The following is a 19,519-nucleotide window of genomic DNA, read 5'->3' as shown; positions in this document are numbered from 1 at the left end:
AGCTGTATGACATTTAAGACTTTTTTCGGCATGGCCCTGGCGTGCGTGATGCTGGGTACTGCCGGAGGTGCGCAGACGCCACATGGCGCGGGTGTGCCGGATTATGTTGGCTCAGAAGCCTGTCGGGACTGTCATACAGAGGCGTATGACGCGTGGAAAACTTCGCACCATGGCGAGGCTTGGCGGATGCCGGGAGAGGACAGTTTTGTTGGGGCTTTTGCGGGAGAGAGCTTTGAGCATGACGGCATGCGCGCGACGTTTGACAGAGAGGGCGACGCCTATGTGGTGACGGTGCGCGAGAAGGATGGCGTGGAAGCGCGGTATGAGATGCATTCCGTGGGCGGGGTGCATCCGCTTGAACATCCTATCCTGTCAACTGGCAAGGGGCGCCTGCAGAGCTTTGATGTCGTTTGGGATGTGGAGCAGCGGGAGTGGTACCACCTCTATCCAGATCAGGACTTGCCACCCGAAGATGCCTTTCACTGGACCGGTGTTTACAAAAACTGGAACAGCCGTTGTGCGGAGTGTCACGCGACCGGGTTTGAGAAGAATTACGACTTTCAGACCAAGCGCTACGCCAGCCAGCAGGTTGAGATCGGCGTGGGCTGTGAGGCGTGCCATGGGCCGGGGGCGGCGCATTTGACCATTGTCGAGGGCGCCAAGCCGGAGAGTTTTGCGGTGGCTTTGGACGATTGGGGGTTCACGGCGACGATGTCGGAGCCTGTCGCTGCAATGGAACAATGTGCCGGGTGTCATTCCAGACGCGAAGGCTTTGGCAATGGCAATCCGCTGCCGGGCGAGGCCTTTGCCGATAATTACAACCTCGCGATGCTGCGACCCGGTTTGTATCACGCGGACGGTCAGATTTTGGATGAGGTTTATGTCTACGGGTCCTTTCTTCAGTCCAAGATGTCCCAAAAGGGTGTGACCTGCGCCAATTGTCATGAGCCACATTCGGCGGAGGTCGTGGCGGAAGGCAACGCGGTCTGCACGCAGTGTCACTCACCAGCGGGCAATCCTGAGTTCGAAAGCCTGCGGTTGGCAGACTATGAGGATGTGGCGCATACCAACCACCCAGAGGGCACCGAGGCGGCGCAATGTGTGAGCTGTCACATGGTGGACAAGGTCTACATGGGCACTGATCCGCGCCGCGATCACAGCTTTCGGGTGCCGCGTCCCGATCTGAGCGACGCGCTGGACAGCCCGAATGCCTGTAGCAGCTGTCATGACGACAAAAGCAATGAGTGGGCGGCAGGTAAAGTGCGCGCGTGGTTCCCCGATGGGCGCTGGCAAGAGCCGCACTATGGCGAGGTTCTGGCGAAAGGGCGCGCCAATCCGCGCCCTGCAGCGGGAGAGCTGATGGGGCTGGCGCAGGATGAGGCGCAGCCGGGATTGGTGCGGGCAACGGCGTTGTGGCTTTTGGGGCCGGGCGCGACAACGTTGGATTTGGAGGAGTTGGGGGCGTTTTTGCAAAACGAGGACCCGCAAATCCGGGTTGGGGCGTTGAATGCGTTGCGGGTACGGGCGGTTGTGGCCACGGCGCCGTATTTGCTGCAGGGCTTGAATGATGACGTGCGGGCGGTGCGTCTGGCGGCGGCGCGGGCGATCATGAGCCAGCGACCGGATCGTTTGCCTGACACTCTGCGGGCGGCCTTGGGGCAAGCCTATCGCGAGTTTGGCAACGTAGTACAGAACCAAATGGATTTTGCCGAGGCGCATTTGCAGGTGGCGGGTTATTCGATGGTCTCGGGCAATCTTCCGTCGGCGATTGCGGCCTTGTCTGAGGCGGTGCGGCTGAACCCGCAGAACCCGCAAGCTTGGAGCAGCTTGATCCGCATGACCGCGCAGGTCGAAGGTCGGCGTGCAGCGCAAAAGCGCATGCGACAGGCGTTGGCTTACAATCCAGACGATCCGGATTTGCGGCAGTTGGCCGAGCAATTCTGAGCCCGCCTGCGGCATCTGCGCACAAACCGCGAAAAACACGGAGTTTTTCTAAGGTATTTTGGGTAGACGCCGGTTGTTTTAGGATAGGCGGATGCTTATCAGTCTGGGGCAACGAACAGGAGGGCGCCGATGAACGACGGCAGTATTCTGGCTTTTATCGCCATTTTACCATTTCTTGGCGCTTTGGTGCCGGGGATCATGATCCGTGCCGGGCGCAATGCCTGTGCATCCTTCACCGCCGTTCCGACACTTTTGGCGTTGGTGTTGCTGGCCACGCAGGTGCCAGCGGTGATGCGCGGCGAAGTTGTCAGCACCACCATTGAATGGCTGCCGCAGCTTGGGCTTTCAGCAAGCTTTTTCCTGGATGGTTTGGGGGTGCTGTTTGCAGGCATGATCCTAGGGGTTGGCCTGCTGATCATCCTCTATGCACGGTTCTACCTCTCCGCTAAAGATCCGATGGGGCAGTTCTACACCTACCTGCTGCTGTTCCAGGGCGCGATGCTGGGCATTGTTCTGTCTGACAACATCCTGCTTTTGCTGATCTTCTGGGAGTTGACCAGCCTGTCGTCCTTCCTGTTGATTGGCTATTGGAAGCACCTGCCGGAAGGTCGTCAGGGCGCGCGTATGGCGTTGACCGTGACCGGCGCAGGTGGCTTGGCGATGATTGGTGGGATGCTGATCCTTGGCAATATCGTGGGCAGCTACAACCTGACTGACATTCTGGCGCAAGGCGATGTGATCAAGGCGAGTGAATGGTACATGCCCGCGCTGATCCTGATCCTGATTGGGGCGTTTACCAAATCCGCCCAGTTCCCGTTCCACTTCTGGCTGCCGCATGCGATGGCCGCGCCTACCCCGGTGTCGGCTTACCTGCACTCTGCCACCATGGTGAAAGCAGGGGTGTTCTTGATGGCACGGATGTGGCCTGTTTTGGCGGGCACGGATGCGTGGTTCTACATTGTTGCGACAACCGGCCTGGTCACCATGGTCCTCGGCGCGGTGATTGCGCTGTTCAAAGACGACCTGAAAGGCCTTCTGGCGTTCTCCACCGTGAGCCATTTGGGCCTGCTGACCATGTTGTTGGGCTTTGGCACCAAAGCGGCGGTGATTGCGGCGGTGTTCCACATCATCAACCACCTGACCTTTAAGGCGGCGTTGTTTATGACCGCCGGGATTGTCGATCACGAGGCGCACACTCGGGACATCAAGCGGCTGGGTGGTTTGGCAAAGCTGATGCCGATCACCGCGATCATCGGGACGATCACGGCGCTGTCGATGGCGGGCACCATTCCGCTCAACGGGTTTATCTCCAAAGAGATGATGCTTGAAGAAGCGGCCCATACAGTTTGGTACAACAATCCGTGGATTGTGCCGGTTCTGGCGACCTTGGGCAGCTGTTTCTCTGTGGCATACTCCTTCCGGTTTATCTTCCACGTGTTTGGTGGGCCGGTGCGCGATGATTATCCGTCCACGCCACATGATCCGCCCTTTGGGCTTTATGCTGCGCCGGCGCTGTTGACGGTGCTGGTGGTGCTGATTGGTGCGATGCCGTTTTTGGCGGAGCCGCTGGTGACGGTGGCGGCCAATGCTGTGACCGGGCTCGACACACATCCACATCTGAAACTGTGGCATGGCGTGACTCCGGCGCTGTGGATGTCTGTGATTGCCTTTGTGGTGGGCGGCGTTCTGCTGGCTGTGCATGGCAAGCTGGATGCGATCTGGCTGCGGGCACGTCGGCCTGAGGCGAAAGCGATCTTTGATGCGATCATGGACAGCTGCGTGGCGCTGGCCAAAGCCTTTGCCCGTGGCACCCACAATGGCGTGATGAGCCGCTACCTAGCGTTGCTGGTGGTGGCTGCTGTTGGGGTGGGGGCGCACGCCTATTTCACTGGTGGGATCAGCGCGCCAACGCGGGAGATTTTGCCGGTGCCGCCTTTGGTCTGGGTTGGTTGGCTGTCGCTGATTGCGGCCACGTGGCTGGTGGTGAGCCAGCACCGCAATCGCTTCCGTTCTTTGGTGTTTATCTCGATCATCGGCCTCGTGATCTCGGGCGGTTTTGTCTACCTCTCCGCACCGGACCTCGCGCTGACGCAGATTTCGGTTGAGACCGTGACCATCATGCTGTTGCTTTTGGCGCTCTACTTCCTGCCAAAGGACACCCCTGCGGAAAGCAGCAACGGCAAGCGCCTGCGCGATGCGGTGGTGGCGATTGCTGGTGGTGGCGCAGTGGCTGCGTTGGCGATGGCCTTCCTGACCCGCGATGTGGACAGCATTTCGGCCTATCACCTCGCCAACTCCTACAAGGGCGGTGGCGGCACCAATGTGGTGAACGTGATCCTCGTGGATTTCCGGGGCTATGACACCTACGGCGAGATCATCGTGCTGGGCATTGCGGGCCTGACGATCTTTGCGTTGATGGATGCGCTGTTGCGGGGCCCTGCGGCCAAGCGTTTGAGGGATCGGGCGTTTTCGCCAGATCGGTCACGTGACCGTCACCCGCTGATGATGGTGGTGGCGACCCGCGCCATGCTGCCGATGGCGGTGATGGTGGGGCTCTATATCTTCCTGCGTGGTCACAACCAGCCGGGCGGCGGCTTTGTCGCGGGGCTGGTGATCTCCATTGCCTTGCTGATGCAGTACATGGCCTCGGGTTTTGCCTGGGCGCAGTTGCGGCAGCGGATCGAGTACCACTCGATGATTGGCTGGGGCGTCATTATCGCCGGGTTGACCGGCGTGGGTGCGTGGTTGGCAGGCAAGCCGTTCCTGACCAGCGCTTATGGCTATTTGCATTTCCCACCGATCGAAGAGTTTGAGTGGGCCACGGCGATGGCCTTTGATTTGGGCGTGTTCTTGGCGGTGTTGGGCGCGGTGATGCTGATGCTTTACAGCCTGTCGCGGATTGCGCGGTTTGCCGGGGAAACCATCAACGTGACCCCTATGGATCACGACCCGTCTGAGGCGCCGGAGGATGGCGCGGGCGAGCAAGAACAGAAGGAGGGCCAATGACATGGAGATGATTGTTGCCAGTGCCATTGGCGTGCTGACGGCGGGGGGGATTTACCTGATCCTGCGCCTGCGGGCTTTCCCTGTGATCCTCGGGATGGCGTTGCTGTCTTATGCGGTGAACGTGTTCCTGTTTGCCACTGGCCGTCTGGCGGTGAACGCACCGCCGATCCTGAACAAATACGCTGATGTCAGCTATTCTGACCCACTGCCACAGGCCTTGGTGCTGACCGCGATTGTGATCAGCTTTGGCATGACAGCGGTGTTGGTGATGATCGCGCTGGGGGCCTATCTTGAGGCAGACAGCGACGAGATCAACCTGACTGACGAAGATGATGCACAGGACACAGAGGGGCAGGGCGTATGAACCACTGGATTATTGCTCCTGTTGTGCTGCCCGCGCTGCTCGCGCCGGTGATCGCCTATGTGATGCGGCACGACATCAAGCTGGCGCGCTATGCGTCGGTGGCGGGCACGGTGATGTTGGCGGCGATTTCGCTGGGCTTGCTGGCCATGGCTGCAGATGGCGAAACCCATGTCTACTACCTTGGCGACTGGCCTGCGCCCTTTGGCATTGTGCTGGTGCTGGATCGTCTGTCGGCCATGATGGTGCTGTTGACGTCGATATTGGCGCTGATTGTGCTGTGGCATGCGATTGCGACGGAGTGGGACAATCGCGGACGGCATTTCCATGCGCTGTTCCAGTTCCAGCTGATGGGGGTTTGCGGCGCCTTCCTGACCGGCGATGCGTTCAACCTGTTCGTGTTCTTTGAAGTGCTGTTGATCGCCTCTTATGGTCTGATGATCCACGGCGGCGGCAAGGTGCGCTTGAAAGCTGGCCTGCAGTATGTGGTGATGAACCTTGCCGGTTCCACGCTGTTCCTGTTTGCGCTTGGCGCGCTTTATGCCTCAACCGGCACGTTGAACCTTGCGGATTTGGCTGTGAAAGTGCGGGAACTTCCGGTCGAAGAAGCGGCCATTCTGCGGGTGTCGGCAGTGTTGTTGCTGATGGTGTTTGCCATCAAGGCGGCGTTGTTCCCGGTGCAGTTCTGGCTGCCTGCGACATATGCCAATGCGCCTGCGCCGGTGGCGGCCTTGTTTGCGATCATGACTAAGGTGGGCGCCTACGCGATCATCCGTTTCTACACGCTGGTGTTTGGTCCGGATGTGGCCGCAGTGGACGGGCTCATCGGCAGCTGGGTGATGCCCGCGGCGGTGATCACGTTGGCGGTGGGTGCCATTGGCGTGTTGGGCGCACGGCGGTTGATGCCGATGCTGTCCTTTGCGGTGGTAGGCTCCATGGGCACGCTGTTGCTGGCCGTGGCGGCGTTTACGCCTGAGGCAATTGGGGCGGGGCTCTATTACCTGCTGCACTCGACCTTTGCCGCGGCGGCGCTCTTCCTGCTGGCGGATCTGGTGGTGACACGACGTGGCAGCGATGCCTTGAGCGCGCAGCCGCCAATCTATCAGAACGGCCTGTTTGCGGCGTTCTTCTTTGTGGGCGCCATTGGCGTGACAGGCATGCCGCCGCTCAGCGGCTTCCTAGGCAAGCTGTTGGTGCTGGATGGTGTGCGGGATATGCCGTGGATGGCCACTGCCTGGGCGGCGATCCTGATTGGCTCGTTGGTGACCATCGTGGGTTTTGCACGGGCCGGCAGCGTTGTGTTCTGGAAAGCCACTGCCTTGGCCGATCCAGAGGCGGAGGAGCCAGAGGACGCGACGCCTATTGGTGTGAATGCGCTGACCGGCGTGAGCCTGTCTTTGGCCGCCTTGGTGCTGTTGGCGGCGTTTGCCGGGCCTGTGATGGGCTATCTGGAGCAAACCTCGGTGCAGCTGTTTGATGTGTCCGCCTACGTTGACGCGGTGCTTGGGCAGAACGGGGAGGATCTGAAATGAGACGGAAACTTCTACCACACCCGATATTGAGCCTGACCTTGTTGGTGATCTGGCTGATGCTGGTCAACAAGGTGACGGTTGGCAATGTGCTGTTGGGTGCGATCTTTGGGGTGATTGTGCCCATTCTAACTGCGCCCTATTGGCCGGGGCGTCCGCGTATCCAAAACTACTTCAAAGTGGTGGAATATGTGCTTGTGGTGCTGTGGGACATTGTGGTCGCGAACTTCCACGTCGCCGCGATTATCTTGTTTAAGCGCAACAAGGACATTCATGCAAAGTGGATCACGGTGCCGCTGGATGTCACATCGCCAGAGGCGATCACCATTCTGGCAGGCACCATCACCATGACGCCGGGTACGGTGTCAGCGATGTTGTCGGCGGATGGCACAAGCGTGTTGGTGCATTGTCTGGATTGTGAAGACCCGGATGCGGTGCGCGATGAGATCAAAAACCGCTACGAGCGCCGGTTGAAGGAGATTTTCTCATGATCACGATGGCTCTCTATTTTGGCTTTGCCTGCTTTGGACTTGGCATGTTGATGTGTGTGTATCGCATCGCAAAAGGCCCGACGGCGGCGGATCGCATTTTGGCGCTGGACACGATTGTGATCAACGCGATTGCGCTGTTGATCCTATACGGTGTGCACAAAGGCACGGCGATCTACTACGAAGCCTCCATGTTGGTGGCCATGGTGGGATTTGTGTCAACTGTCGCCTACTGCCGCTTTGTGCTGCGCGGCGACATCATCGAATAAGGGAGAGACAGATGTTTGCAGAAATCCTTGTGTCCTTCTTCATCGTGCTGGCGGGGGTGTTTGGGCTTGTTGGTAGTTTTGGGATGCTCAAGCTTAAAGACACCATGCAGCGGCTGCACGCCCCCACCAAAGCGACCACGCTTGGCGTCGGTGGCGTGTTGATCGCGTCGATGCTGTACTTCCTGCTGGTGAAAGGCACGCTGTCGTTTCACGAGTTGCTGATCACCATCTTCCTGTTCCTGACCGCGCCGGTGAGCGCGCATTTTGTGGCCAAGACTTACATTCAGGCGAAGATGAAGCCGGAGGAGCTGCCGGGCTCGGACGGGGAGTTTGGCTGGGCGATCTATGATGATCCGCCCGCCTATTACGACAACGACTGATCGTTTCAATCCCTGGAATGTTCTGAAAAACGCGCCTCTTGTCGGCGCGTTTTTGCTTTTTCTGCCAGATGCTTGGCATTTGTGGTTAACGCGCGCTTGCCGCTTGGGGCGGGCCATGTTTCTATGGCGTGAATTGTCATGTGATCACCGCCGTTTCCTTTGGCCCTGATCTCCAAGCTATTGGGATAAGACACCATGAAGTTTCCTATTTTCACCACTCTTTCTGCGGCCATGCTCTCGGTCAGTTTATTGGCGACCAGCGCAGCGGCGCAGGATGCGCCCGCCCCGAAAGTTGCCATTGCTGCCGCCTACACTGATGAGCTGGTCGATGAGGTGATCTTCATCGGTAAAGGCGAGGCGGTCGATAAGGTGGACCTCGTGGCCCGCGTGAGTGGCTTTGTAGAGAAAATCCACGGGCAGGACGGTGATGTGGTCTCAGAGGGCGATCTGTTGTTTGAGATCGAGCCGGAGGTCTATCAGGCAGCGGTGGATGCGCGGCACGCGGACCTCGCACAGGCCGAAGCCAATCTGCGACTGACCGAGGTGGAGTTGGTGCGCAAGACCGAGCTGTTTGAGCGGGATGTGGGCACCGAGGCAGATCGTGACGTGGCCGTGGCCAACAACGAAGTGGCCAAGGCGCAGGTGTCGATTGCCAAAGCCGCCATCGCGCAGGCGCAGCTGGATCTGGACTACACCAAAATCCATGCGCCGTTTGACGGGCGCATCGGCCGGTCCAATGTCAGTGTAGGTGAGTTGGTTGGCCCAACCACCACTTATCTGATCAATATCGTGCGCACCGCGCCAATTTTTGTGGAGTTCTCCCTGACTGAAAAGCAGCTGGTGGACGTGATGGAACATCACGAAGCTGAACTGGATGAGCTTTCTGACAAGGACAAAGCGCCGAAGGTCTATGCAATCTTGCCCAACGGCGATGAGCTGGATGAGATTGGCCAGGTGGTCTTTGTCGACAACCGGATCAATCCCGCGACCGGCACGATCACCCTGCGGGCGGAATTTGCCAATGAACGTGGGTTGTTGCTGGACGGGGCGTTCCTGAACATCCGCATTGCCAGTGCGGCGCCAAGTCAGGTTTTGATGATCCCGCAGGCCGCTGTGCAACGCGATCAGCGGGGCGACTTTGTACTGGTGGTAGGCCAGCAGCAGACTGTGGAACAGCGCTATGTCACACTGGGCCGTCAGGTTGAAACCGCGGTGGTGGTTGAGGACGGCATGCGCGAAGGCGAGTCCGTGATTGTCGAAGGTCTGCAGCGTGTGCGCCCCGGTGTGACCGTTGATGCGGTGCTGGCCGGTCAGCCGACAGAGGAGCAGTAACCCGTGTTTTCAGCGATCTTCATCCGGCGTCCGAAAACGGCGTTTGTGATTTCCCTGGTGCTCTCCATCATGGGGTTCATCGGGTATAACGCGCTCCCCGTGGAGCAATTCCCAGACATTACGCCCCCTGTGGTGACCGTGTCAGCCAACTACACCGGTGCGAACTCTGAAACCGTGGAGAACACCGTGGCCGCGCCGATTGAGGCGCAGGTGAACGGGGTGGACGACATGATCTATATGTCGTCTGACAGTACGGATACCGGCTCCTACAACCTGTCTGTGACGTTTGAAGTGGGCACCGACCCGGACATTGCCTCGGTCAACGTGCAAAACCGCGTGGCGCAGGCGACATCTTCGCTGCCAACCGAGGTGACCAACAGCGGGGTGGTGACGCAGAAGTCCTCCACCAACATGCTGATGATTGTCACGCTGGTGTCGCCCAACAGCACCTATGACGAGGTGTTTCTGTCCAACTATGCTTCGATCAATCTGCGCGATGCTTTGGCGCGTGTGAAAGGCGTCGGCAAAGCGGACGTGATGACCAACTTTGAATACTCTATGCGGATGTGGATGGATCCAGACCGTATGGCAGGCTTGGGGCTCACACCGGGGGATTTGGTGGCTGCCATTCGCGAGCAGAACCTTGAAGTCTCCGCTGGGCAGATTGGTACACCGCCGATCCCAACCGGGCAGCAGTTTCAATACACCATCAAATCCAAAGGTCGTCTGACCACGGTGAAGGAATTTGAGGAAATCGTTCTGCGGACCGGTGAGGCGGGCAGCATCGTGCGCATGAAGGATGTGGCACGGGTCGAACTCGGCGCGAACTACTACAACGCGTCCGGTCGTGCCGATGGCAACCCAGCGACGGTTCTGGCGATCTATCAGGCGCCGGGTGAAAACGCTTTGGCGGTGGCGGAGGCTGTGAAGGCGGAAGTGGAACGCCTGTCGAGCGCCTTCCCGGATGATGTGGAATACGCCATCCCGTATGACAGCACACTGTTTGTGGAGCAGTCGCTGAGCGATGTGGTCTCGACCTTGATCCTGACGTTCATCCTCGTGATCTCGGTGGTATTCATCTTCCTTGGCAATGTGCGGGCGACGGTCATTCCGGCGGTCGCCATTCCGGTGTCCTTGATTGGTGCCTTTGCCTTCCTGTTGCTGTTTGGCATGTCGCTGAACACGATCTCTTTGTTTGCTTTGGTGCTTGCGATTGGGATCGTGGTGGATGACGCGATTGTTGTGGTTGAGAACGTCGAGCGCATCATTGCGGAAGAGGGTCTGTCTGCAGCAGATGCGACGCGCAAGGCGATGGGGCAGATCACCGGGCCGGTGATTGCGACCACGTTGGTGTTGCTGGCGGTGTTTGTGCCGGTGACCTTTATGCCCGGCATCACCGGGCGGTTGTACACGCAGTTTGCCGTGACCATCTCCACCGCTGTGGTGATCTCCTCGATCAACGCGCTGACGCTGTCTCCGGCGCTGTGCTCGCTTATCCTGAAGCCGCGTGATCCAGGTGGTCCAAAGGGTCTGATGGCGACGTTTGAAAAGGGCGTGGATGGCGCGCGCGGAGTTTACGTGGGCGTTGTGCGGCGGTTTGTCCGTATCCCAATCTTGGCGCTGGTGATCATTGGCGCGATGATGGCGGGCTCTGGCACGTTGATCAAATCGATCCCGGCAGGCTTCATCCCGCTGGAAGACAACGGCACGCTGTTTGTGGATGTGCAGCTGCCGGATGCGGCCTCTCTTGAGCGGACCGAGAAAGTCACCACACGTTTGAATGAACAGCTGATGGAAATCCCTGGCGTGGCTGGCTCTGTGCTTGTGAACGGCTTTAGTTTGTTGAACGGGTCCGGGTCCAACGGGGCGATGATCATTCTCAACTTGGAGCCTTGGGATGATCGCCAGACAGATGAGCTGAGTGCGGACGGGATTTTGGCCAAGGTCTATGGTCTTGCGAACCAAGAGATTTCCGCCAGCGTGATCGCCTTTAACCCGCCACCGATTTCCGGCCTTGGCATGAGTGCGGGGGTGGAAATGAAGGTGCAGCAGACCGGTGGCGGCACTGCGCAGGACTTGGCTGCCGCTGTTGGTTCTCTGGTCTATGCGGCGAACCAACGGGACGAGATGGCGCAGAGCTATTCGACGTTCCGGGCCAATGTGCCAAAGGTTTACGTCGATCTGGATCGGGAGAAGGCGAAGTCACTGAACGTGTCGATTGCCGATGTCTTCACCACGTTGCAGGGCTATATGGGCTCGATTTATGTGAACGACTTCAACCTGTTTGGTCGGGTCTATCGTGTGATGATCCAGGCCGATGGCGAGTTCCGTTCGCAGGTTGAGGACATCAACGCGCTCTATGTGCGCTCCCAAAGCGGCGAGATGGTGCCCATGGGCACACTTGTGACTGTGCGCAATGAGTTGGGACCGGTGGCGCTGAACCGTTACAACATGTTCCGCTCTGCGACGGTGACCGGTGTGCCAAAAGAAGGCCTGTCGACCGGGGATGCGATCCGCGTGCTGGAAGAGGAAGCTGTTAACGCGCTGCCTCCGGGGTATTCCTTTGAATGGACCGGGACCGCGCAGCAGCAGCAGGCCGCAGGTGGTCTTGTGGTGCTGATCCTGATCATGGCGGTGGTCTTTGGCTACCTGTTCCTTGTGGCGCAGTATGAGAGTTGGACTATGCCGGTGGGCATTCTGCTCTCCGTGACGGTGGCGCTGTTTGGCGCGCTGGCAGCGGTGCTTGTGTCCGGCGGGGATGTGAACCTCTACACTCAGATCGGGATGATCATGCTGATTGGTCTGGCCTCCAAAAACGCCATTCTCATCGTGGAATTTGCGATGGAGCGGCGGGCTGCGGGGCTGAGCATCAAGGAGGCCGCAATCGAGGCCGCCAGCCAGCGTTTCCGCGCGGTGATGATGACCGCACTGTCCTTCCTATTGGGCGTGGTGCCGCTGTTGGTCGCCAATGGCGCCGGGGCGGCGAGCCAGAAGGCCATCGGTGTGGCCGTGTTTGGCGGCATGTTGGCGGCGACCGTGATTGGCGTGGTGATCGTGCCGATCCTTTACGTGCTGCTGCAAGGTATGCGCGAATGGGTCAAAGGCACCAACAAGAAGGCGGAGCCGTCTGAAGCTGCGTAAGGTGCTGAGACTAAAAGAGAAGGGCTGGAGGCAACTCCGGCCCTTTTTGTTAGTGAGGGATGGTTATGGGGAGGTGCTGAATGTTGGTTGACTTAGATCACCCGTTGGTAAGCTGTGTTTTGGAGAACCCGTCTATACGGCCTATATGGGACCGCTGGGACGAGTTAGCATTGCCGGATTGTTGGATCGTCGCCGGGTGTCTGGCCCAAACCGTTTGGAACACAAAGTTTGGCTATCCTTTGCGACGAGGCCTCTCAGACATAGACTTGGTCTATTTTGACCCAGAGGATCTAACAGAAAGCACCGAGCAATCACGGGCAAAACGTGTGGGAGACATGTTTCATGACCTTGGTGTGTGGATTGATACAAAAAACGAGGCTCGGGTTCATCTTTGGTATGAAGCGAAGTTTGGTTATGCCATTGCACCCTACACATCGGTGGTAGACGCGATTGAGAGCTTTCCTACTACAGCAACTTCAGTGGGCATTCGTCCAGCGGATGGTGGCGCCGAGATTGTGTGCCCTTTTGGGTTAGATGATCTGTTTGCGGGTATTGTGCACCCCAACAAAAGGCAGATCACGCGAGGTATCTATAGTTCTAAAGTTCAAAAGTGGCTGGTGCATTGGCCGAGACTTCAAGTGGTTCCGTGGGAAGATGCAGAGGACGTCTATGACTAGAGATCTTGTCGTTCTGTTTTTATCAAAATGAACCTGGCGAGTTTTGGGGTATGAGGCGATTTTTCCTTCTTTTTGTTGCAATATGGGTGTGCGCTTTGTCTGCGTTGGCAGAGGAGCGGCCGCAGGGGCTTATGTGGAACCGTTCAGGGCTTCCTGCGACGTTGCCGTTGCTGATCAAGACCAACGCCGGGGCGGACTATTTCCTGAATTTACGGGATGTTGAGCGCGATAAGGTGGTGTTGGCCGCCTATGTGCGGGGTGGGGAGTTCTTTCAGGTTTTGGTGCCGCCTGGACGGTTTGAACTTGTGTTTGCCTCTGGTGAAGATTGGCAGGGAGAGACGCGGCTGTTTGGGGTGCACACGCATTTGTTCAAGCTGGATCAGCCCTTGCGCTTTCGCGCAACGATGAGCCAGCGGCGGGGGCATATGATTGACCTCACACAGGCCAGCGGCACCACCATTAGCGACTTGGCGAAATGTCAGCGATTGGCGCTGGACCCGGAGAGTTTGCGCAACCGGAAAGGGCAGTTTGATCCGCTGCTGCGCGATCCAAGTGGGCCGCCGGAGGCTTGGCCAGAGATGCCCGCACCACGCTATGATGTGGAGACGTGGACCTGCCTTTGAGGGCATAGAAAAAGGCCGGAGCAAGCTCCGGCCTTCATTGTCATTTTGTGTGCCTTTACAGCTGGATGCGGAAACGGGCGAAGCCGTCTGGGCCTTCTCCTGCGGCCTCGATAGAGACGCCTTCCACGCTGTCGCTGTAGTCCGCAGCCTTAGGACCGGTGTCAAACAGGACCGAGGTGCCCGGCAGCGGCGCAAAGGTCCAGTTGGCGTCGGCGCGGGGACTGATGGTGCCTTTTTCCACGATGTAGCGCACGATCACGTCGCGGTTGGTGTCCGGGCCTTCAAACACGATGGTATCGCCCATGGCGCCGGGGAATTTGCCGCCGCCACCGGCGCGGTAGTTGTTGGTGGCGATGATGAATTCCGCGTTCATATCCAACGGCTTGCCGTCAAACATCAGATTGGTGATGCGGTTGGCATCGGCGTTGATCAAGTTGCCTTTGGGGTCAAACTTGGACGGTTGGGACAGGTCGATTTCATAAGTGACACCGTCCATGACGTCGAAGTTGTAAGACGGGAACTCGGGGTTCAGCAGCACCTGATCGGCTTTGCCCGCATCCACCTGATTGAAGATGCCTGCGGAGCGTTCCAGCCAGTCTTTGACCTCCTGACCGGTCACGCGCACCGCGCGCACGGTGTTGGGGTAGAGGTAGAGGTCGGAGACGTTTTTGATCGCCACGTCACCTTTGGCCACGTCGGTGTAATACTCCGGGCCACCACGGCCACCGGCTTTGAACGGGGCGGCAGCGGAAAGGATGGGCAGGCCTTCGTGTTCGGTGCCTTTCATCATCTGCTCGATGTACCAAAGCTGTGCGATGGAGACGATTTGTACGGATGGGTCATCGGCGACCAGCGCGAAGTAGCTGTGCAGCGGGGCGTCGGTCTTGCCAACCGCCCGGCGGACGTAGGCGAGGGTCTCGTCGTGCTCTTTCTGCACGCTAGCCAGAACGTCTGGCTGGTCTTCGACCAGCGCGGTGATGGAGCGGTCCTCGTTACGCTTGGAGATTGGGCGCGCTTCAGTGCTGTGAGAAACGATTTTCCATTCGTTTCCAGAGCGTTCCAGCATCAGGTCGATGAGACCCATGTGCGAGCCCCAGAAGCCGCCCATGGCCGCGGGTTTGCCCATGATGGTGCCGTTTGCCACGTCCACGCCCGCCATGCCGTCATAGGCGGAGGAGGGGAAGACGCGGTGGTGGTGGCCGGTGAGGACGGCGTCGATGCCCTCAACAGCAGCGAGCGGCACGGAGGCGTTTTCCATGCCGTCAGCGTGATCTGCCGCGCCAATGCCGGAGTGGCTGAGCGCGATGATGATGTCGGCGCCTTCTTCTTTCATCTGCGGCACGAAGGCTTTGGCGGTTTCGACAATGTCGCGGGCCTGTACGTTGCCTTCGAGATGACGGCGATCCCAGTTCATGACTTGAGGCGGGGTGAAACCAATCACACCAACCTTAATCATGTGTTTCTCACCCGCACCGTCGGTGAGTTCGCGCTCCAGAATGGAGTAGGGTTTGAACAGGGTTTTGTCTTCGCGCGCTGTCGCCCCTTGCTCCAGAGAGATGTTGGATAGCACGGTTTCAAACTCTGCGCCGGCCATGGATTTCATCAGGAAATCAATGCCGTAGTTGAATTCGTGATTGCCGATGGTGGCGGCGTCATAGCCCACCGCATTCATCGCGGTGATGATCGGGTGCATGTCGCCTTCTTTCATGCCGCGCTCATAGGCGATGTAGTCGCCCATCGGGTTGCCCTGTAGGAAGTCGCCGTTGTCGATCAGCATCGAGTTGGTGGCCTCATCCCGGATGTTTTTGATCAGCGAGGCGGTGCGGGCGAGGCCAACGGTGTCGCGGGGTTTGTCGGCGTAATAGTCATAGGGGAAGACGTGCACGTGCAGGTCCGTGGTCTCCATAATCCGCAGATGTGCTTGATTTTGTGCAGCATTTGCCGAGAAGGGGTGCAGCGCGATGAAGCCTGCGGTGGAGGCCAGGAAGTGGCGGCGGGACAGTGTAAATTGGGCCATTTGGGTGCTCTCTGTTGTAATAGATATTGCCCGCGCGGCAGGGCCAAAGCGGGTTTGTTTTCTGATTAATTCAGAGAGTGTAACAGCGATTTGACCGAGCGGACAAATTATTGCGACGTGGGCGGATGTCTGCGCGTTAACCGTCGGCCCTAGGGGCAAAATCTACGTCGGTATTACGTCGGTATCGCGACTGTTTTACGGAGGTGCGTTTTGGGGCGCTCAGACGTTAACGCACCGGGCGTTGCGGTCCCACAAAGAGGCCCCGGATCAGGTCCGGGGCGCGTGGTTTCTTTTTAGGGGGCGGTTAGGAGTTGCCGTTGCCGGTGAAGCGCGCGGCGTCGGCTGCGGCGCGGCGGATGGCGTTGGATTTGTGCACGGTCTCCATGTATTCGGCTTCGGGGTCGCTGTCATAGACAACGCCGCCTCCGGCCTGAATGTAGAGCTTTTGGTCTTTCACAATTGCGGTGCGGAGCGCGATGCAGATGTCCATGTCGCCACCGGAGCTGAAATAGCCCACACCGCCGCCGTAGATGCCTCGTTTCTCAGGCTCCAGCTCGTCGATGATTTCCATCGCGCGCACTTTGGGGGCGCCGGAGACGGTGCCCGCAGGCATGCCCGCAAAGAAGGCGTCCAGCGCGTCTTTGTCCTCGGCCAACTCGCCGACGACGTTGGAGACGATGTGCATCACGTGGCTATATCGCTCGATGATGAATTTCTCGGTTGGGCGCACGGTGCCGATTTTGGAAACGCGGCCGGTGTCATTTCGTCCCAGGTCCAAGAGCATGAGGTGCTCGGCGAGTTCTTTCTTGTCCGCCAAGAGATCCTCTTCGAGCGCCTTGTCCTCTTCAGGCGTGGCTCCGCGGGGGCGGGTGCCCGCGATAGGCCGGATGGTGACTTCGTCGCCAAAGACCCGCACGAGGATTTCCGGGCTGGCGCCGACAACCTGAAACCCACCGAAGTTGAAGTAGAACATAAACGGTGAGGGGTTGGTGCGACGCAGAGAGCGGTAGAGCGCAAACGGCGGCTGCGGGAAGTCCTGCGTCCAGCGTTGGGCGGGCACCACCTGGAAGATGTCGCCGGCTTTGATGTACTCCTTGGCCTTCTCCACAGCGGCCAGGTAGCCCTCTTTGGTGAAGTTGGAGACCGGCGGGGAGACTTCGTGTGCTTCGCCCAGATCACGCGCGGCCTGTGGCATGGCGCGTTCGAGATCGCGCACGGCGTCCATTACGCGCTCAGCGGCCTGCGCATAGGCGGCGCGGGCGGATTGGCCGTCGCTGACCCATGCGGGGGAGACCACGGTGACTTCGCCTTTCACGCCGTCGAGTACGGCCACCACAGAGGGGCGCAGCATGCAGGCGTCGGGCAGACCAAGCGGGTCCGGGTTGATGTTGGGCAGATGCTCCACCAGGCGGATCATGTCATAGCCGAGGTAACCAAACAGACCGGCAGAGGCCTGTGGCAGGTCTTCGGGGAGGTCAATTTTGCTTTCGGCAATCAGGGCGCGCAGGTTGGTGAGCGGGCCGCCGTCTTGCGGCGTGAAGCCGTCGGGATCAAACCGCGCGGTGCGGTTGATGCGGCTTTCGGTGCCGTGGGTTTGCCAGATCAGATCGGGCTTCATGCCAATGATGGAATACCGTCCACGCACTTCGCCACCGGTCACAGACTCCAGCATGAAGGCGTCCTTGTGGGCGCCGGTGAGCTTGAGCATGAGCGACACCGGAGTGTCGAGGTCGGCGGCGAGCCGCGTGTACACTACCTGATTTTCACCGGCCTCATAGGCTTTGGCAAAATCTTCAAACGAGGGAGTCAGGTCCACCTTGGCGGCCTTTCTTTACTGGAAGTTTGCGTGCACCGCGTTCAGTGCCTGCTGATTGATCTGGGTCGGGTACATGCCTTGCAGCGCCTGTGCGTAGGCGGCGAAGACGTCCTGAGAGATGCCGCTGGAGAGCTGTGCAGTGATCGCTGCCTTCAGCGAAGTGACTTCTGGATCGTCGGTCGCAGGCTCTGTGATCGCGTTCAGGCGCACCACAATCAGGCCGTCCGGGCTGTCCAGTGTGCGCAGCTCGCCCACTTCCATCTCAAAGATTTCGGAGAGGAATTCAGCAGGGGTGCCGGGTACAAAAGCGGCGCGGTCCATTTCGACCTCTTCGTTGGCGGTGAAGCCAAAGGAGGTGAAGCTGGTGCCGTCGTTCAGGCGCGGCTTCAGGGTTTCGATCAGACCTTTGAGCGCTTCGGTGGTGCGGGCGGCGGAGATCTGCGCGGCGGCCTCATCAGTCACATCTGCCAATGGGGCAGGCTGGCTAGGGGTTTCGCCTTCCAGACGCAGGGCAAAGATGCCGCCGTCTTCAAGCACTTCGATCTGTGGGAAGTCTTCGACAGTCACGGTGGAGGCGACTTCGCGGAAGCCTTCGTAGCCTGCGAGGTCATCCTCAGACAGCGGGTGCCAGTTGAGGGTGCCAAGCTCCATGTCGGTTTCGGCCACCAGTTCTTCCAGCGTGGCGCCACCGGCGAGCAGGTCGTCGATGTTGCCGATCTGGGTGTCGATCAGGCGACGGGCGCGGTCTGCGGCGAGTTCCTCGCGCAGCAGCTCTTTGGCCTCTTCAAAGGTGGTGGTCTGCGCGCCCAAGATGCCGTTCACGCGGAACAGGGCTGGGCCGAGGTTGGATGGCGCAGGACCGGCGATGCCGTTGGCAGGCGCGAGGAAGACAGCTTCACCAGCTTCGCCAAGGTCCGCTTTGGTCACGTCGCCCAAGTCCACATCAGACAGCGACAGGCCCCGGCCTTCAACCAGGCTGGTGAAGGTGGCGGTGCCCGCAGTGATCTGATCCATGGCGGCTTGCGCGGCGGCTTCGTCGGCAAAGGCCAGACGCTCGACCAGACGGCGTTCCGGGCGGTTAAACTCGGCGTCGCGCTCGTTGTAGAGGTTTTGCAGTGAGGCTTCGTCCACGTCCACCTGATCGATGATCATTTCAGGCGACAGCCACGCGTAGGTGATCTGACGGGTGGCGGGCAGCATGAAGCGGTCCTGATTTTCGGTGTAGTAGGCTTCGATCTCGGCCTCGGTGGGGGCGTCCACGGAGCGGGTCAGGTTGTCTGCGGTCAGCTTGGACCAAGTGAAGTCACGCTCTTCAGCGACAAATTTGATCACGGTGTCGGCGTAGACGTCGGGCATCACCAGGCCGGAGACCACGGCGCCCTGCAGCAGGGAGCGCACGGTGTCTTCGCGCACGCTGTCCTCGAACTGGGATTCGTTCATGCCGGCTTGGTCGATGGCAAAGCCGTAGGCGTCGCGATCAAAGGAGCCGTCGAGCCCCTGGAAGGACGGGATGTTCATCAACTCCTGACGCAGGTTCTCGTCGCCAATGGAGATGCCGAGGCGCTCGTTTTCCGCGTCCATAGAGCGGGTGGTGGAGAGGCGGGAGAGCACCATGCGGTCGATGCCAAAGGCCTGTGCCTGTACAAATGGCAGCGACTGGCCGGTTTGGGCCTCAAGCGCGCGAAGCTCTTCTTGCAGGGCGCGGGCGTAGTCATCCACGGAGATATCTTTGTCACCAACGGTGCCTACGGTGCGCACGGTGCCGGTGAGGCTGGTCGCGCCAAAACCGCCCAAGCCCAGAATGAGCAGGCCCATGAGAATCCAGACCGCTGTTTTGGAGGTTTTGCTCTGCGCCATGTCCGATGTCCGCCCTGTAATCGTTCAAGTTTCTTCTGCGAAGGTCTACGCGGTTGGGGCAGGGGGGGCAAGCATGATT

The 19,519-nt window shown here is 59.3% G+C and carries 14 protein-coding genes; 11 read left to right on the top strand and 3 right to left on the bottom strand.

What is annotated here, in order from left to right; all coding sequences use genetic code 11:
• Positions 1-6: 6 nt before the first annotated feature.
• From SIB92_RS08685 to SIB92_RS08635, 11 genes are all read left to right on the top strand, one after another.
• Positions 7-1,944, top strand: a complete 1,938-nt coding sequence (locus tag SIB92_RS08685; RefSeq protein ID WP_412555416.1) for a multiheme c-type cytochrome — start codon at positions 7-9, stop codon at positions 1,942-1,944.
• 129 nt (positions 1,945-2,073) lie between these two features.
• Positions 2,074-4,950, top strand: a complete 2,877-nt coding sequence (locus tag SIB92_RS08680) for a monovalent cation/H+ antiporter subunit A (protein WP_412555415.1) — start codon at positions 2,074-2,076, stop codon at positions 4,948-4,950.
• A gap of 1 nt (position 4,951) precedes the next feature.
• Positions 4,952-5,314 (top strand): Na+/H+ antiporter subunit C, encoded by a 363-nt coding sequence (locus SIB92_RS08675; protein WP_412555414.1) that lies wholly within the window; start codon positions 4,952-4,954, stop codon positions 5,312-5,314.
• A complete protein-coding gene (locus tag SIB92_RS08670; RefSeq protein ID WP_412555413.1) occupies positions 5,311-6,843 on the top strand; it encodes a monovalent cation/H+ antiporter subunit D in 1,533 nt (510 codons plus the stop codon). The genes SIB92_RS08675 and SIB92_RS08670 overlap by 4 nt, the downstream gene beginning before the upstream one ends.
• Positions 6,840-7,331, top strand: coding sequence for a Na+/H+ antiporter subunit E (locus SIB92_RS08665; protein WP_412555412.1), 492 nt, complete (start codon positions 6,840-6,842; stop codon positions 7,329-7,331). Before SIB92_RS08670 ends, SIB92_RS08665 begins: the two co-directional genes overlap by 4 nt.
• Positions 7,328-7,597 carry a K+/H+ antiporter subunit F gene (locus SIB92_RS08660; protein WP_412555411.1) on the top strand — a complete coding sequence of 90 codons (270 nt, stop codon included), beginning with the start codon at positions 7,328-7,330 and terminating at the stop codon, positions 7,595-7,597. Before SIB92_RS08665 ends, SIB92_RS08660 begins: the two co-directional genes overlap by 4 nt.
• Positions 7,598-7,608: 11 nt before the next feature.
• On the top strand, positions 7,609-7,977 hold the full coding sequence (locus tag SIB92_RS08655; RefSeq protein WP_299418925.1) for a Na+/H+ antiporter subunit G: 369 nt from the start codon (positions 7,609-7,611) through the stop codon (positions 7,975-7,977).
• 195 nt (positions 7,978-8,172) lie between these two features.
• Complete coding sequence (locus tag SIB92_RS08650; RefSeq protein ID WP_412555410.1) at positions 8,173-9,309, top strand: efflux RND transporter periplasmic adaptor subunit; 1,137 nt, start codon at positions 8,173-8,175, stop codon at positions 9,307-9,309.
• Between the two features lie 3 nt (positions 9,310-9,312).
• The gene (locus SIB92_RS08645; RefSeq protein WP_412555409.1) at positions 9,313-12,450 is read left to right on the top strand and encodes an efflux RND transporter permease subunit; all 3,138 of its coding nucleotides are present in this window, start codon (positions 9,313-9,315) and stop codon (positions 12,448-12,450) included.
• 80 nt (positions 12,451-12,530) lie between these two features.
• Entirely contained in the window at positions 12,531-13,127 is a 597-nt protein-coding gene (locus SIB92_RS08640; protein WP_412555408.1) for a nucleotidyltransferase family protein, read from the top strand.
• 131 nt (positions 13,128-13,258) lie between these two features.
• On the top strand, positions 13,259-13,750 hold the full coding sequence (locus SIB92_RS08635) for a hypothetical protein (protein WP_412555407.1): 492 nt from the start codon (positions 13,259-13,261) through the stop codon (positions 13,748-13,750).
• Positions 13,751-13,805: 55 nt separating this feature from the next.
• Here SIB92_RS08635 and SIB92_RS08630 read toward each other — a convergent pair whose 3' ends face one another.
• The 3 genes from SIB92_RS08630 to SIB92_RS08620 all read right to left on the bottom strand — a co-directional run bounded on the left by SIB92_RS08630 (position 13,806) and on the right by SIB92_RS08620 (position 19,440).
• Positions 13,806-15,767, bottom strand: a complete 1,962-nt coding sequence (locus SIB92_RS08630) for a bifunctional 2',3'-cyclic-nucleotide 2'-phosphodiesterase/3'-nucleotidase (RefSeq protein WP_412555406.1) — start codon at positions 15,765-15,767, stop codon at positions 13,806-13,808.
• A gap of 304 nt (positions 15,768-16,071) precedes the next feature.
• Entirely contained in the window at positions 16,072-17,583 is a 1,512-nt protein-coding gene (gene trpE / locus SIB92_RS08625; protein WP_412555405.1) for an anthranilate synthase component I, read from the bottom strand.
• A gap of 15 nt (positions 17,584-17,598) precedes the next feature.
• A complete protein-coding gene (locus tag SIB92_RS08620) occupies positions 17,599-19,440 on the bottom strand; it encodes a peptidylprolyl isomerase (RefSeq protein ID WP_412555404.1) in 1,842 nt (613 codons plus the stop codon).
• Positions 19,441-19,519: the final 79 nt, after the last annotated feature.

The organism is Shimia sp. MIT1388, from assembly GCF_047124445.1.
Classification (GTDB): domain Bacteria; phylum Pseudomonadota; class Alphaproteobacteria; order Rhodobacterales; family Rhodobacteraceae; genus Shimia.
Note: the sequence above shows the minus strand (reverse complement) of the source record. Positions and strands in the feature narration are given on the sequence as shown.